The sequence below is a fragment of the Rhizobium sp. BK049 genome, assembly GCF_014193135.1.
GTDB lineage: Bacteria > Pseudomonadota > Alphaproteobacteria > Rhizobiales > Rhizobiaceae > Rhizobium.
Map to the genome: position 1 here is coordinate 21,706 of NZ_JACHYV010000003.1, position 15,788 is coordinate 37,493.

The 15,788-nt window shown below is 58.7% G+C and carries 13 protein-coding genes; 6 read left to right on the forward strand and 7 right to left on the reverse strand.

Annotated elements, in window-relative coordinates:
• Positions 1 to 236: 236 nt before the first annotated feature.
• A complete protein-coding gene (locus FHT70_RS03715) occupies positions 237 to 1,355 on the reverse strand; it encodes a glycosyltransferase family 2 protein (RefSeq protein ID WP_183698998.1) in 1,119 nt (372 codons plus the stop codon).
• 59 nt (positions 1,356 to 1,414) lie between these two features.
• Complete coding sequence (locus FHT70_RS03720) at positions 1,415 to 2,326, reverse strand: glycosyltransferase (RefSeq protein ID WP_097600723.1); 912 nt, start codon at positions 2,324 to 2,326, stop codon at positions 1,415 to 1,417.
• 302 nt (positions 2,327 to 2,628) lie between these two features.
• Between FHT70_RS03720 and FHT70_RS03725 the strand changes: the two genes are divergently transcribed.
• Positions 2,629 to 2,928, forward strand: coding sequence for a hypothetical protein (locus tag FHT70_RS03725; protein ID WP_085779249.1), 300 nt, complete (start codon positions 2,629 to 2,631; stop codon positions 2,926 to 2,928).
• A gap of 134 nt (positions 2,929 to 3,062) precedes the next feature.
• Here the strand turns inward: FHT70_RS03725 and FHT70_RS03730 are convergent, their stop codons facing one another.
• The 5 genes from FHT70_RS03730 to FHT70_RS03750 form a co-directional block, all read right to left on the reverse strand.
• On the reverse strand, positions 3,063 to 4,529 hold the full coding sequence (locus FHT70_RS03730; protein ID WP_183699000.1) for a hypothetical protein: 1,467 nt from the start codon (positions 4,527 to 4,529) through the stop codon (positions 3,063 to 3,065).
• A 59-nt stretch (positions 4,530 to 4,588) separates the two neighbouring features.
• Complete coding sequence (locus tag FHT70_RS03735) at positions 4,589 to 5,965, reverse strand: polysaccharide biosynthesis/export family protein (protein WP_183699003.1); 1,377 nt, start codon at positions 5,963 to 5,965, stop codon at positions 4,589 to 4,591.
• 4 nt (positions 5,966 to 5,969) lie between these two features.
• Entirely contained in the window at positions 5,970 to 6,992 is a 1,023-nt protein-coding gene (locus tag FHT70_RS03740; protein ID WP_183699005.1) for a glycosyltransferase, read from the reverse strand.
• Positions 6,989 to 8,746: a tyrosine-protein kinase domain-containing protein gene (locus FHT70_RS03745; protein WP_183699007.1), complete on the reverse strand. Its 1,758-nt coding sequence runs from the start codon at positions 8,744 to 8,746 to the stop codon at positions 6,989 to 6,991. Before FHT70_RS03745 ends, FHT70_RS03740 begins: the two co-directional genes overlap by 4 nt.
• Before the next feature lie 112 nt (positions 8,747 to 8,858).
• Complete coding sequence (locus tag FHT70_RS03750; protein WP_097600718.1) at positions 8,859 to 9,560, reverse strand: sugar transferase; 702 nt, start codon at positions 9,558 to 9,560, stop codon at positions 8,859 to 8,861.
• A gap of 455 nt (positions 9,561 to 10,015) precedes the next feature.
• Here FHT70_RS03750 and FHT70_RS03755 point away from each other — a divergent pair, with 455 nt between their 5' ends.
• From FHT70_RS03755 to FHT70_RS03775, 5 genes are all read left to right on the forward strand, one after another.
• A complete protein-coding gene (locus FHT70_RS03755) occupies positions 10,016 to 10,753 on the forward strand; it encodes a Crp/Fnr family transcriptional regulator (RefSeq protein ID WP_085779244.1) in 738 nt (245 codons plus the stop codon).
• Positions 10,750 to 12,099 (forward strand): glycosyltransferase, encoded by a 1,350-nt coding sequence (locus FHT70_RS03760; protein WP_183699009.1) that lies wholly within the window; start codon positions 10,750 to 10,752, stop codon positions 12,097 to 12,099. The genes FHT70_RS03755 and FHT70_RS03760 overlap by 4 nt, the downstream gene beginning before the upstream one ends.
• Entirely contained in the window at positions 12,096 to 13,340 is a 1,245-nt protein-coding gene (locus FHT70_RS03765) for a glycosyltransferase family 4 protein (protein ID WP_183699011.1), read from the forward strand. The genes FHT70_RS03760 and FHT70_RS03765 overlap by 4 nt, the downstream gene beginning before the upstream one ends.
• Before the next feature lie 80 nt (positions 13,341 to 13,420).
• Positions 13,421 to 14,902, forward strand: a complete 1,482-nt coding sequence (locus tag FHT70_RS03770; protein WP_183699013.1) for a lipopolysaccharide biosynthesis protein — start codon at positions 13,421 to 13,423, stop codon at positions 14,900 to 14,902.
• Between the two features lie 50 nt (positions 14,903 to 14,952).
• Complete coding sequence (locus FHT70_RS03775) at positions 14,953 to 15,780, forward strand: glycoside hydrolase family 16 protein (RefSeq protein WP_183699015.1); 828 nt, start codon at positions 14,953 to 14,955, stop codon at positions 15,778 to 15,780.
• The last annotated feature ends 8 nt before the right edge of the window (positions 15,781 to 15,788 follow it).

Genomic DNA, 15,788 nt, shown 5'->3' on the forward strand with positions numbered 1-15,788 from the left:
GTCGCCATCGGAGAGCCCGCAAACCGAAGCCGACCAGCGAAGAGTTCATCGCGATTTGCCGTCACAGCGGCTCTGACTGCTTAATGCTGATGCTGGGCTTATGCCATCGCATGATGCCTCAAGCAGTCATACCGTGTGACGCTTCAGTCGAGCCGTTCGATTTAGATTTGCCCCCTAAGCTTCGAGCGGAACGGCGGAAAGTCCGATAGAGCCGTATTGGCGGCTACCAGGTTCGGTCACGATGCCGATCCAAGGGAGGCGGGGTCGTAGCGATTTTCATGCCTTCTCTGCGGATGTCGCTGCGCTGAGCCAGGCATGTTCTGCTGGACTGTTTCGATTTCGTCCCCGGAGACATTCTTCCAATATTTCCAGCCTTCGCCTTGAATGAGCCCATGATCGGACAAGTCCCTCCAGCTTGCGTAAGTGCCTGTATCGTCACAAACGAAGCCGCCCATCCCCTTGTCAGCGGAGTAAACAGTGTATTCTTCCGTATGCTGAGAAAGATGCTCGGCATCGGCAACCTTGTGCACGAAGGTCGATAGGAATTTGAAGTGGAGAAGGGCGCCGGATACGCAAATCGCGCCACGCATGTCTCCCAGATTCAGGGAGAGCGGCCAGACCTGGTGTGATGATTTGAGAAACAGCCGTTCACCTGTCACATATACGAGAGGGATCTTGTTGAGCGCCGGCCCGTCCCAGAGCCGATCGCGAAAATAGATGCGTCCGCGGACGCCCCCTTTGATCCACGTTGTCCTGTTGCGGTCGTCGAAATGTGCGACGTAGCCGGACCGGTCGAATAGATTGCAGACTTCGAGCGGGTTGCGGCCGGGTTCACATATGTTTTCGAGAACGGGACGCTCGCTGTACATGTCGATCATGACCGAGCGGAGGGAATGACCGCCGGTGGATTCGATATAGGCGGTCAGCTGATCGATTGGCCGAGTGTCGCAATGCGGGTAGACCAGGAACTCGTCTGCATCGACATAAAGAACCCATTTCTCCTGACAGTGCCGGTTGATGACCTCATTGATCCAGTCGTTTCCGAACCTTGCCGCCTTGTAGGAGCCATGAGCCGAGAGAAGCGAGACGTCGTCGAAACCTGACAGCAATTCTGCCGTTCCATCCGCCGAGCCGTTGTCGATGCAGATGAAGTGCTCGAAACCGAGATCGCGATAATATTGGAGGAAGAATGCCAGCCGATGGCCCTCGTCACGGATGACGCAGATGACGACGTGGCGGGCCTGTCTGAGCCCACTGCGCAGCACGTCATAGCGAACTTGCCGAGCCTTGAGTGACCGGCGCAGGCGGGCTTTTGCGTAATGCGAGATACTGGCGACGGAAGCCCGATAACTCATTTTCAATCCTGAGCTCTATATGCGGATCTTTATTTGTTGGGTCGGACCAGTATGCGTCATCATACTGCGTAGTCGCCAACCAGCAGGTTCTGAACCCGCGGGTGGGCGCCGTTCCTTTCGATTGCGTGTTCGAGGCGTGCCCGTATCGACCGATATTTATAGAGTATCTTCCGATCGAGGCTTATTCCGCGATAGAGCGCGTTATAAATCGGATGGGCTTTGCGCAGATCCACATAGACTTGGCTTTCACGATCTGTCCATGGAAAGAAGGTCCCATGCCATGGCTTTGGATGCGCCATATAGTGGACGATCGCCAGTGACGACATGTTCACCAGATGCAGAAACTGCTTGGGAAAGTTCCAGCGGTTGGACACGAGGATGAGCGACGAACCGCAAACATAATTTAATGCGCCCTGATCATGTTTGCCCTCGCAAGCCTCGGGATTTCTGGCAAAAAGCTCAAGCGCCTCCTGTCCGATCCAGCCGTTGCGATGGAATTTCAGGACCCCTGCATTGAAGTAGTGGTTGTCCTTCCCAGTGTTGAGGAAGTCCTGGATTGCCGTGTAATCGCGGGCCGCGAAAAACCGGCCTTCAGGCACGTTGGCGTTTTCGAGTTTGCCGAGATCGCTGACGATCTGGGTATCGCCATCGAGATAGATGATCTGGCTGTAATGGGTGGGCAGGATCTCGCAAAGGACTAGTTTGGCCATCGTGCTGACGCTGATGCGCCCCTGAAAATGCGAACTGTCAAGCTTGCCGAGCGAATCCTGCAGTGCGTCGGTCGCATCTGCCAATTCGACGCCGCTCGCGGCGAGCAGGGCCTTCAACTCATTGAAATTATCGAGACGTTCAGACATAAGCACGCAAACGTCGGTTGCGGAACTTGCGAATTTGCGGGCCTGAAGCGCTGAAAGAATGGTTGGAAATGAATATTCGACATCCGTGACGTACACAACGCACTGATTGTTCATGTCATCACCCTTGCGGTTGTCTTCAAAGCGAGTGAACGACTGCTCTCTTCAGAGTTGAGGGAACAGTTGTTGCTTGACCCGGCAGACCTGTCGTATGAAAGTCCGGTCCTGTATACATAGCGGATCGCAGGACCGCTCGTTTGCTGAAACAGCGTCCCGCCTCCGGTTGTGTGTTCCATTGTTGAGACGCTCGTCATGGAGAAAGCCGTGCCTATCACAGGACTGTGCTTCGATATCTTGAACCGTGGCAGGACGATTGGTGCCAGGGTCCTTGTCGAAATGCAGATGGAAGGAAGATGGCCATGCTGATCACCACCCTGGTGGCGGCCGTGATTTCGATAGCCGCCGGCGCTTCGATCCGCGCTTGGGCCTTCGCGATTTTCGCAATTCTTGTGGCTATCGGCTTCGGCAGCCTGGCATTCGCCGACGGCTCCTCGCTGATCGCAGCGATCGCTTCCGGCCTCGCTCTCCTCGTGCTCATGGAGATCGGCTATCTCGCCGGCGTCTTCCTGTCGGGTTTTGCGCGGCGTAGCGCCAGGCTGCGGCAAAGCAATTCCGCCGCCGATAGCATAGCACCCACCAGCGAGCGCCAGCAGGGCTGATGTTGAAATACGACCGGCCACGCGTCCTTCCGAGGATCGTGGTGCGGAACCGCGTTGCTCCCGCGTTCCAACGCCGGTATTTCCTGACGGATGCGGCGGCTTTTGGCCTTGAACGAAATTCGCGGCTGGGGTCATCACGCTGCAAACACCGGCGCTCTCCTCAGAGATGCCGATGCCTCCGGTCGATGCCGATTTGCGGCAGATCGGGTCACTCGATGCTGCGAGACATAGGGAGCGGCCAGGCAACCGGCAGCCAAACCCGCCGTGGTGCTGAACAGCAGGCCAAGATCGGTGCCGCTTCCTGAAATCGCCGCAGAGACGATCTGTGAGATCGTTGCCATAATGGCGGCGTTTCCGATCGCATGTGTCTCCCGATCGCCCGAGACCTGCCGGCTGGGGGCTCTGACGAGGCTGTACAGGAAGGCGGCGAAGAGAAGCGTGCCGGTCAATCCGACGTTGGACAGCAATGCGGCGATGAAACTTGACGCTCGAACCGTTCCGAGCCCGGCGCCGAAGGTTGCAGTATCGACGAATGCGATCAAAGCCAGCGTGTTCCAAGCGGTACGCTCCTCGCCGGATTGCGATTGGAGTTTGTCCGATAGGGTGGTGTTGACGAGGCTCGTGATCGAATCCCACGCATCGGGGACAAGGCTGAGGGCTACGATGGCGCAAGGGATCAGGAAGAGGGTTATCGCCAGGAAAGTCATATGCGAGCTCTTAGCCGACCCGGCAATCATACGTTTGAAGCAGAAAAGCACGAGCATGCAGACAACGAAGAGCCCGGCGATATAGGCGGTTGTCGACGTGCAGAGCAGGATCGTGGGGCCGATGAAAAGCGTTGCCAGGCCGGCCATGCGGCTTCGGACACGCTCCAGCCAGAGCAGAAGAGTGAATGAAAAGTAGGCCAGTGCGACCGTCCCGTATATGCTCGCTTCGGGAAAGGCTCCGACGATGCGTTTGAAACCGCTGATCGTCTCGGCCGTGTGCATGGTATAATTCGCGTTTCTAATGACATCGAGCAGGTGGGACTGTCCGGTCAAAAACGTTCCGATGTCGAGCAAGGCAAAAGCAAAACATGCGATTGACGCGACGATCAACTGTTGTGCGATGAAGCGTGCATATCCGAGCTTCGCAAGCCCCGAGACCATGGCAAAGCAGGCGAGATCGCCGAGCAGATAGGCAGATTGGCTAAGGTTGGATGAACCTGGCGACAAGGGGGCGGCCACCGTCGACATCATGCCGGTCGCATCTCTCGCAGAGGAGTAGACGAGGGTCGCGCCCGCAAAAATGCGCGGCAGGAAGAAAGACGACAGGACGGAAAACAGGATATAGGCGGCAAACCAGAAGCCAGGCCCCGGATAAGCGATGCTAGCCAGCGCCGCTTGGGTCTGGACTGGACGCAACAAGGTGGCGGCGACGATAAACAGGAGCAGAAGATGGCTTGGCTGGATACTGCTGCCGCCGAGCGCCGGCAATTGCAGAGCCGCCGCGGCTCCCAGCAGCGTCAACAGGCAGAGGGTCGTCACTGCAAAACGAGCGCCATTGACGATGGCGAGGAGGCCAAGCAGGAGAACGATGAAACCGAGCGGCTCTATCGACATGCGTCAAATCCCGTGCGAGGCGATAGCCGCCAGCTGTCGTCTGATCATCATCGCGCCTCCTAATTCGAGCCCGTCTGGGATATCCAACCGTGACCCGCTCGATCATCGCCGGCCACATCAGACGACGGGAGGGTCGAGCTCTGGGCCTGGGGTAGGGGCCGTATAGGCGAAGTCGGCGCCTGAAGATTGGTGTCCAAACCGATCTCGACAAGATCATGCGGCAGCAATGCGGTTTGCTCGTCGGCGACGATGTTGCTGGAGGTTCCATCGCTATTGCGACGCACAATTCTGTAGTTCTTCTGCGCTCTGCCAATACCCGGCGCCTCCATGTTCATCTGCGCAAGTTGAGCGTCGTAGCCGGCCTGTTCGCCGAGGAGCTGAGCCACCTGGATATCGATCGCCGCTCTGCCGATCGCAAGATTGACCTGGTTCAGCAGCTCCTGGTTTTCGCTGTTCTGCCTGTTGACGATATTGATCTTGGTACGTTCGGCCTCACTGAGGCCCTGGCGAGCCGTGGTCAGCGCAACTTCGAGATCGATCAGGGTACCTTGGGCATCCGCAACCCAGCGGTCGACAGACACTTGGCGGGAATTGCTGACCAACCCCTTGCTCACCAGACTGTTGACGTTGTCCAGTTCCTTTTGGGCAAGATCAATCTGCCGCTTTTGCGAAGTGATCTTGGCTTCAAGCGACTCGACCTGCTGACCATAGAGGCGGGCGAGGTCATTCGCCGCTTCGATCTGGCTGTCGATATCGACACGACGCAGCCGCATCAGGTTCAATTCCTGTGCCTTCAGCTTGTCGACGTCGGGCGTTCCCACGAGTTCGGCAGGAATCTCGAAACTCTGCTCACCGGCGATTTCCGCCCGCAGCCGCGCCTGCCGCATCAAGAGATCGCGCCGGTTGAGGACGGCGGTCCGAAAGGCCCCGGCTGCCTGAATCCGGTCGCGCTCGAAATAGGTATTGTCCTCGCGTTCCCGCAGAAAGCCGCCAGCGACACTGATGGCCTTCATGACTGTCATCCGCGGTTCAAAAGGGTAGCGTCCCGGAGTTTGAACGGTGCCGGTCACAAAGATCGGAGCATGCTCGGCAACCTCCACGGCGATGTATGGCTTGCCAGGGAGTTCCGCCTTTTCGGCAAGCGCGCTGGCGATGGCATTGGCGAGTTCTTCGGATGTTTTTCCGGACGCCTGTACACGGCCAGCGATCGGGATCGACAAGTCGCCAGTGTCGTCGATGGTGTAAACGCCATCGAGAGCTTCCCAGCTGGCATAGCGGGAATCCGCTGAACGCCATTCGACGACACGAAGTCTGACCTTGTCTTCCGCCACGAGGGTGAATGTTTGCGCGCGGGCGACGCTCCAGCCGGTCAAGCAGCAGAAAACCAGCAAGGCGAGTGCGGAGACGACGCGATCGGGCAAGAATGTGGACTGCATTGATCTATCTCCGTTTCGTTGCGATAGGCGGCGACGCCATTGCGCGGGATGGCGGATTGCCGAATTCGAGAATGCGGGACGGTGCGGAGCGGCCGGCAAGAAGATCAGCGATCGCCAGCAAATTGCCGTTCAGACGACCCCATCGGTCGACCAAGGGATCGTTGAACACTATGCCCAATGCGTTCGCCAGGATGTTGCGCCCGATCTGCGTTATCGCGCGGGTCTTCGACATCGTGCCCTTGCGGATCAGGTAGATAGGATTGGCAACCTGCGAATAGCCGAGTCTCCGGCCAGGCTGCCGCCCGGATCTAACGCCGAGATGCACTCCGCGGGCGCCTTCAACGCGCACGGATCTGCCGTAGCGGGCAATGGACCTGCTGAAATCGACATCCTCTAGCCAGCCATAGAGCGGCAGCTGCTCGTCAAACGTCAGCGCGTGTTCGAGAACGGGGGCGAGGCGAACCGCCATATTGCACCCGTAGGCATTATAGACATCCGTCACCCGCTCGGAGCCTTCGCCGGCGGTGTGAAGAACCTGCAGGGCCTGCGACATTTCGAGCCCCCCATCGAGGACGCCGTCGGCCAGGACCTCGCCGGAAGCGATCGCGACTTCAGGCTTTGTTGCAAAGACGGCCCCCATTCGTGACAGGAAGGTTGCCGCGGGAATGAAATCGTCGTCTAGGAAGATCAAGACATCCGTATCGGCCGCGGCTGCCCGGATGATGCTGTTGCGCTGGGAGGTCAGGCCACGGTTGCCGACAATGACTTCCACGTCGAGACGATCGGCGAGCCCGGCGGCGTCGTCGATCCCCGGCACGCAGACGATTAACCGCTGCGGCTGATCCGGCAGGCCGGCGAGATATTCGATCGTTTCCAGCAGGATCGAAGGGCGCCCCGCCGAAGCAATTCCGATGGCAATCCGCAACGGTTGGCTCGGAAGCGGCGCTATTGCTTCCGTGTCGTGGGAAACAGTCGTTGGTGCGATCCGGTCGCCCTGCCTGGACGTTTCTGCCGAACGGGCGGTCATGACTGCATGCTCTTCGGGGCGTGATTGATGATTGCGCCGAGGATCTCCGCGCCGACGTTCCGCATCGTGTCGATGACGCGCATGGCGTCGTCGATCGATGTGCGTCCGTACGAGGCGACAACCAAGACGCCGTCCAGCTCCGGCGCGATGGCGTTGGCATCCGGTGACGCGGAGAAGGCGGAAATGTCGACGAATATGGCGTCGAACTGCTTTTTCAGCTCGGCAAAGCTCAATTGCGTGCGGCGGGAACTCAGGCGAATGGCCGGTGTTACGGTATCCACCTTGCCGAGCGGCAGGAACTTCAGCGTCGGGGTGAGCGGCAAGGCGGCCGTCTGAATGAGGTCGCCATTGTCGAGGACATCGACGAGACCGCTGGAACTATGAGGCGCGAGCGCGTTGCTGAGCGATGATTTATGCGCGGCCGCATCAATCAAAAGTGTTTTCGCTCCAGATACCGATGACAGCACGGCAAGATCACTTGCGATGGTCGATGTTCCGCTGCCTGGATTGACGGCGACCACTCCGATGACGATCCGGCGCTTGCGCCGAAGTCCGACGACCGTTGCGCTCAGCTCCGCCATGCCAGGAATAGGGGGGTAGGCGGCTCTGCTGCTGTCCGTCCCGGCGGGGAAACGAGCCGGGTCGCCGTTCCCTATCCTTTTCGAGGTCGCCAGCACTGTGACGAAGGGCAGACCGCAGGTTTCCGAGATCTGATGCGGGCGGACGAGCCGGCGGTCGCTGGCGTGCCTTATCATCGCGAGTGCGAGACCGGCACCGAGTCCGACAACCGCCGCAAAGGCTGCGATGAGCGTGCTGCGTGGTCTCGCCTTCGAAAGAGGCAGCGTGGCCTGCGAGACGATCGTCGCATCGGAGATCGGATAAGTGATGCGCTGCCTGGCTTCGGTCAGCTGGTTCAAGGTGCTTTCATAAAGGGTTCGGCGGGCATCCGTCGCGCTCTGTAGCTCCGCAAGCTTGGCCTGGTCGCGTGGATTGCTCGTGAAACTGGCGAGGGCGCTGGCGGTATCCGCCAGCCCTCGCTGTTGCTCGGCTATGAATTTCGCCAGCCAGTCGCTGTATTGGCGGGCGGCGTTGGCTTTCATCGCGATATTCTTCTGGATATACTGTCTGGCAAGCGTGTCGGCGATGTCGACGGCCTTCTGAGGGTTGGATGCCGCAGCCGATATCTCGATGATCATCGAGTTTCCGATCCGTCGGATGTCCATCATGTTCAGCAGTTTGGCGGTTGCCCAGTCCTGGAGCCGTTCCTCCTCTGTCCGCGGTTGCGCTTCGCTCGCTCCCTTGCCCGCCGTATCCTGCGATGGAATATCCGCTTGCGATGAAAGCCCCATCAACCAATTCTTCGCTCTGTCCTGCAGGGAAGGCGTCTGATCGACAAACTCCGGGTCGTGAACAAGACCAAGTGCTGCGACCGTTCCGCCGACGACATCGCTCGATCTGGCGATCTCCAACTGTCCTTCGATGAATGCATCTTCCGCGAACGCCCTCTGTGCTTCAGAGCCGCTCACCTGGGGGAAGATCACGAGCTGCGTGCTGGCGACGAAAGTCGGTTCGGCGGTCAGCAGGTAGATGCCGGCAATCGCCAGGAAAGCGATGGTGGTCACGACGATCCAATGCCAGCGCATTTTCAAAAAGAAAAGCATATCCCGCAGCGTCAGCGGCGAATTCCCGCCGCCTGTGGCTGCTGCAGGCAGGGATATGGGAGAGACACCGCTGAAGATCGTGCTGGAGGTCATGTCGTCCTAATCCGGAATGGGAAATCAAGGAATAACCAGGTAATGGCAGCTAGGAGGAGACGGGGAGAAGCGCATCGTCCATCTCGGGCACGGTCGGCGGCCCCCTGAACGCTCAGTACGATCCGCGCTGGGAAAACAGCGCAGGAATGGTCTTGGCGATGATGACGAAGTCTCGAGCGAGCGACCAATTGTTGAGATAGTGGACGTCGAGAGAAACCCTGTAGTCGTAACTGACGTCGTTGCGCCCGCTGGTTTGCCATTGACCGGTCAGTCCCGGACGGACTGCCATATAGGCCCACATATGTTCACCGTAGCGCGGCAATTCCTCGGCTGTGACCGGGCGGGGTCCGACGAGGCTCATTTCGCCGCGCACGATATTGATCAGCTGGGGAAGCTCGTCGATGCTCGAGCGCCTGAGGATATCGCCGACTGCGGTAATCCTCGGATCGTTCTTCAGCTTGCGCGTTGCTTCCCATTCGCTGCGGGCCGCCGGGTTGTTCTGCAGCAGTTCGGCAAGCTGAGCGCTCGCATCGGTCTTCATCGTCCGGAACTTCATGCATCCGAAGGGCGCGCCGCCGAAGCCAATGCGTGTATGGGAATACAAGACGGGGCCGCGGTCGGACAGTTTCACGATCAATGCCACGATCAGCAGAATCGGGGAGAGCAAGACCAGCGCGGTGATCGCGACAACAAGGTCGATAGCTCGCTTCGCCGACCTGCCCACTGAGCGAGGCTGGGACTCCCGTAACTCGCCGCCCTTTGCCGTCCGTTCGACGCGCGACCAGGTCTCAAAACTGTGTGCTTCCCATGTCATCGCGGCCTCCAAAAAATTGCCGTCAAGAACTATTCAAAGCTTGCTGCGGCGCACCCTGATTGTCTGTTACCAAGGTCATAATTCTTAATTAATTCTTTATGCTACCACGATGAATAAGAGATTTCCGATCGCTTAGCTGTGTCATCAATTCTTTTAAGTGGTTCTGTAATCTCTACTAAGATGAATATTCTCTAATATTCGATATAGTAGTTCCGATGTTGCTTTTAACGCGCTGATTGTTTTTGATCAAAATAGTCTCTTTATGTGCATGTATACTAGTTAGAACGATGAATTTTTGACCTTTGCGCCGCAAATTTTTGAGGGATTGAGACTTTAATTTGATTAGACTTGAAATTTTGTCACGCTTTGCTGATGTTATTTGACTAACGTACTAATCCAAGATAATTGGTGCAGTGCAGCATTTATAGAGTCATTCTCGTACTGGAGTGGAGTGCATGGACGGGATCACGCATGCATCAGATCGCAGACTCGGCATCGGCAAGGCCGCGATTTCGACCAATGGCGGCATTCGTCTCAACAGTGGTATCGTTATCGAAGATGAATTTCTTTCATGCCGCTCGAGCGTACGGCGTTTCCGTCGTGGCGAGGTCATTGCCGGCGCCGGCGTCCTTGTCGATATGTTCGCTCGCGTGCATTCGGGATTGGTCAGTGCAAGCACGATGCTGCCTGACGGCAGGGAATTCATCGTTGAAATCATTCCGAAAACAGGTCTGATCGGCGAGCTTGAAGTCTTGCGCCGGCAGACGTTGAACCTCGAATACCGAGCCGGTTCCAATTGCGAGCTGCATTTCTTCGAAGGTCGGCTGCTGCGCGACATGTATGCCAGCGATCCTTACTTCCGCGAAAAAGTTTTCTCCAGGGCCTTGGCGCGTATCTCGGAGCTTGAAGATAGGATCATCGCCAATGCGGCGTCGACGCTGCAGGCAAGATTGGCGAGCACGCTGCTGCGGCTCTCGGCTGTTTACGGAAAAGATGCCGCAAACAGCGGCGACGAAGTGATTATCTCGCAAAATGATCTGGCTGCAACGCTGCCGGCGTCCCGCGAGAAGGTCAATCAGTGCCTGCGGCGCCTGCGCGAATGCAAGATCATCGACGGAGGGCAGGGCAAGATCAGAATTCTCAATCGCAAGGCGCTTGAGGCCTGTGTAAATGGCGCGTTTTCGGTGAAGTGATGCACCCGTCGCTTTCCGATGTCCACGGATTCGCCGCAAATGCCAGCCGCTTTCCCGGCGGCGGCACGCCAAGGATCGATCGCGTGGTCGTCATCGACGACTACTCGGTGGCCAGGGGCGGGGCAACAGGGTTGGCGGTCCTGTCAGCCAAGCTTTTTCGAGGCCTGGATATCCCCGTCACTTATATTTGTGGCGATGACGCGGCCAACGCGGAGCTTGCTGCGCTTGGTGTCTCCATGGTTGGCTTGAACAGCCGCGATCTGCTGAGCGCCGACCGCGCGAAGGCTTTCGTGACCGGCATTCATAATGGGGCGGCAACCCGAATGGTTGCCAACTGGATTGCCGCAGAAGATACGGCAAAAACCGTTTATCACGTACATGGCTGGCATCAGATACTGTCACCGGCGCTTTTCCGAGCACTGGCTCCGGTCGCGGGACGGTGTTTGGTTCACGCCCATGACTTCTTCACCGCCTGTCCCAATGGCGCCTTCTTCGATTACCAGGCGCAAGAGATCTGCCTTCGGCGTCCGCTGGGTGCGGGCTGCATTGCGACGGCGTGCGACAAGCGAAGTTATTCGCACAAATTGTGGCGGGTCGCCCGCGGCTCGAATATCCTCAGGCTTTTGAAGGCGCAGGCCGATTTCGGCCGGATCATCCTGCTGCACGAGAAAATGGCGAGCTTTCTCGTCGGCGCCGGCTATCGGCCCGACCGGCTGACGACGATCCGCAATCCCGTCGCTCCCCTGTCGAAACAGCGCATCGAGGCGGAGGCGAACGACGAGTTCGTCTTCATCGGACGGCTCGATGAGGAAAAGGGTGTGGAGGACGCCGTGGCCGCGACGCGAAGAGCGGGTGCCAGGCTCTGCGTGATCGGTGACGGGCCGCTGAGGGGTTTGGTTGAGGCTTCCGGCGATCACGTCAGGACCGTCGGCTGGCAATCGCATGCGGAGATCGGCACCACGATCCGCAAAGCGCGGGCCTTGTTGATGCCCTCGCGTTATCCCGAACCGTTCGGCCTCGTGGCGATCGAAGCGGCGAGGAGCGGCCTCCCCGTGATCATGTCGCGCAACGCATTCCTTGCCGAAGAAATGGAGCAGGCCGGTATGGCATTCGCCTGCGACACGGGTGATGAGATCGTCTTTGCCGATGCCTTGATGCGTTTTAGCCAAATGCCGAGGCATGAAATCCGCGCCATGAGCGAGAGGGCTTTCCTGATGTCTCCGGATCTCGCCTCGACGCATGAGCAATGGCGCGACGCGCTCCTTGCCGAATATTGCAGCCTGCTTTCGATGAATGCGGTTCCCGAGCTGACAGACGGTGTGGCGACACAAGGAGTATTCCTTTGACCTTCAAAGCAACAACCTCTCTTTCCGACGCAAGGGCATTTCTCGGCGATGCACCGGTGATGTCGAAAAAGCGTGCGGCCGAGGCAGCAAGCGTCAAGGAAACCAGGCAACTGCGCGTCGCTATCGTCCATTACTGGCTCGTCTCGATGCGCGGCGGCGAGAAGGTCGTTGAAGAATTGTGCCGCATGTTTCCACAGGCCGACATCTTCACACTGGTCTGCAACCGGGATCGCATCAGCGATTTTCTAAAGACCCGGAACATCCGCACCTCCTTTCTGCAGAAAATTCCCGGCGCGCAGCGGCATTACACCAAGATGCTGCCGCTGATGCCCTTCGCGCTCGAGCAGTTCGATCTGCAGGACTACGACCTCGTGTTGTCGAGCGAATCCGGGCCGGCGAAAGGCATTATCACGCGCGCCGATGCATTGCATGTCTGCTACTGCCATTCGCCGATGCGCTATATCTGGGACCAGTTCCATGTCTATCGTCATGGCCTGCCCTGGATCGGCCGCGCTCTGATGTCGATCACCGCGCCGATGCTGCGCGCCTGGGATGTGACGACAGCTTCGCGCGTCGATACCTTCATCGCCAATTCCGACTATGTCGCAAGCCGCATCCGGCGCTTCTATGACCGGGAATCCGTCGTCATCCACCCGCCCGTTGCGACCGATGACTTTGCGGTGGGGAAGGGTAAAGGCGAATTTTATCTCTATGCCGGGCAGCTGACGACCTATAAGCGGCCTGATATTGCGGTCCGCGCCTGCACCGAGGCCGGCCGGAAGCTCGTCGTGATCGGCGAGGGAGAACAGCTGTCCTATCTGAAGTCGATCGCCGGGCCGACCGTTCAGTTCCTTGGTCATCAGCCTTTCAACGTGCTGCGCGACCACCTGTCGCGATGCCGCGCGTTGCTGTTTCCGGGCACCGAGGATTTCGGCATCCTGCCAGTGGAAGCCATGGCATCGGGCCGTCCGGTTCTCGCCTTCGACGCCGGCGGCGCCAGGGAAACCGTTTCGTCGCCGCAGGTCGGCTTCCGCTTTGCCGAACAGACGACGGAAGCGCTGCTTGAGACGATGGCAGCATTCGAAGAAATCGAGGACGATATCGATCCGCAAGCGATCCGCGCGCACTCGCTGAAATTCTCCTCCGCCGTGTTCCGCGATCGTCTGGCCGATCTCATTGAGCAACTGCTGTCCGCCCGAGGCGACCGATCCGCAGAGGGCCTGAGAAGAAGGCCGGGCTGAGAACAGGGGCCGGAGCTGCCTCATCTTGCGGCCGCGACTGAATCCGTCTCAATCCGCCAACGAGGAATAGATAGCAGATCATGTCAAGCGTATCTCAGAGGACGGCGACGGCAAGCATCTGGACGATCAGCGGAAAGTTCCTCGCGCGGCTGCTCGATTTTGTAAGCCTGCTTATCCTGGCGAGGCTTTTGAGTCCCGCGGACTTCGGTCTGGTCGCCATTGCAACCTCGGTTCTCGTCATCGTCGAAACGATTCTGGATCTGCCATTGACGCAGGCTCTGCTGCGACAGCCGTCGCCTTCCAAAGAGATGTTTGCCACGGCTTTCACTCTCAGCCTGCTTCGAGGGGCGGCTATCAGCCTGCTGATGATCGTCCTCTCCTGGCCGATGGCCCTGATCTACGGCGACCCCCGGCTTTTTGCCCTCGTCGCCGTTCTCTCGATCGCGCCTGCCATGCGCAGCATGATCAGCCCGCGGATGGTGCTCTTCATGCAGCGGTTCGATTTCAAGCGCGAATTCGTGCTCGATCTGATTACCAAGGGATCGACATTGCTGTTCGGTGTCGGCGTGGCGGTGGCGACGGGCAGCTATTGGGGGCTCGCGGTCGGCGCGGTCTCAGGCCCGACCGCGGCGATGATCACCTCCTATGTCTTTGCCCCGATGCGGCCGGCATTCAGTCTGTCGGAATGGAAGCATTTTCAGGACATGATCAGTTGGAACACCGTGTCGCAGCTGCTGAATTCGATCAACTGGCAGCTGGACCGGCTGCTCTTGCCGCGTTTTACCGGCCTGTCGACATTCGGGGCCTTCAGCGTCGCCGACAACATTGCCGGAATTCCGTATCAAACCTTCGTCGGGCCGCTGCTGCGCCCGCTGATGGCCGGATTCTCCACCGTCGAAGACCGTCACAATCTGGTCGCTGCCTACCTGAAGGCGACAAACGCGATCACCTTCGTTGCAGCACCCGTTCTGATCGCACTCGCCATGCTCGCCGAGCCGACCGTGCGCGTCCTCGTCGGCGAGAAATGGGCATCCGCCGCGCCGATCCTGCAATGGCTCTGCGTTGTCAGCCTGCTCGGTCTTCCCACGAATATCATGCCGGCGTTGGCGATGGTGCTGGATAACACCCGTTCCCTCGCTCTCAGAATGTTTGCCGAATTCGCCGTCAGGGTGCCGGTGACTATTCTTGGCATCGCCTATTTCCAGGTGGACGGCGCGCTCGGCGCTCGGATCATCGCCGTGCTCGTCGCCTATGCCGCGTCGCTCATCATCACCCGGCGGTTGATCGGAGCGAGTTTTGCCGCGCAGCTGAACGCCTTTTACCGGCCGCTGGCCGCGAGCGTGCCGATGATCGCTTTCCTGCTCTGGGTGCAGCCGATGCTCGCCGCCATGCCTGTCGGCTTCAACCTGATCGCCAGCCTGGCGGTTTGCGGCGCCGCGGCCGCGGCGACTTTCTGGGCCTTGGCGCTGCTGCTGTGGCAGATCGTCGGACGGCCCGACGGTATCGAGACTATCGTCGTGCAAAGGCTGGCACCGCGGCGAAACGGAGTTCTCACCTCATGATGGCGAGAGGTGAAGTCCAGCGATCGGATTTGGCGTTTCGGAGAATCGGAATGCGTTACAGGATATCTTCTAAGACTTTGGGTCTGCTCGTCGTTCTTGGTCTGGGAGCTTTGCCCGGCAAGCCTAGCGTCGCCCAGGAACCGATCAACATGAATGCCTATCAGCTGACATTCGAGGAGAATTTCGACAGCCTCGACGTCTCGGCGTGGGGAGAGAGAAGTTCCCGCTGGATCGCTCATACGCCCTGGAACGGCGATTTCGGCGACGCCCGCTTCACGGATCCGGCGCCCGGCTTTCCGTTTACCACCGATCAAGGAATCCTGAAGATCGAAGCGCGCAAGGGAGAGGATGGAACCTGGCGATCAGGCCTCGTCTCGGCTGTCAATCCGAAAGGCGAGGGCTTTTCGCAGCAATTCGGCTATTTCGAAGCGCGGATGAAGCTGCCGCCGGGCAAGGGGGTGTGGCCGGCCTTCTGGCTCATCGGGCTCGACCGCTCGAAATACACCGCGGAGATCGATGTCCTGGAATATTATGGACGCGCGCCCTACGAGTTCAGCATGGGCTTTCATATCTGGCGCCAGGCTCATGGCGGCCAGAATTCCAACGGCGGCTATTGGAAGACCGTCCAGGATGGTATTTTGAACAGCGAATATCATACCTACGGCGTCGATATCCAGGCCGACAAGACGACCTTCTACCTGGATCGCCAGTACCTGTGGAGCTTTGATACACCGACGGAGTTCCACATGCCTTTCTATCCGCTGGTGAATCTGGCGCTCGGCTCGGGTTGGCCGATCGACGAAACGCCGAACCCGTCCATCCTGCTCGTCGACTATATCCACGTCTACAAGCGCAAACCCGCTGATGTGGCGAACTGAACAAGCAG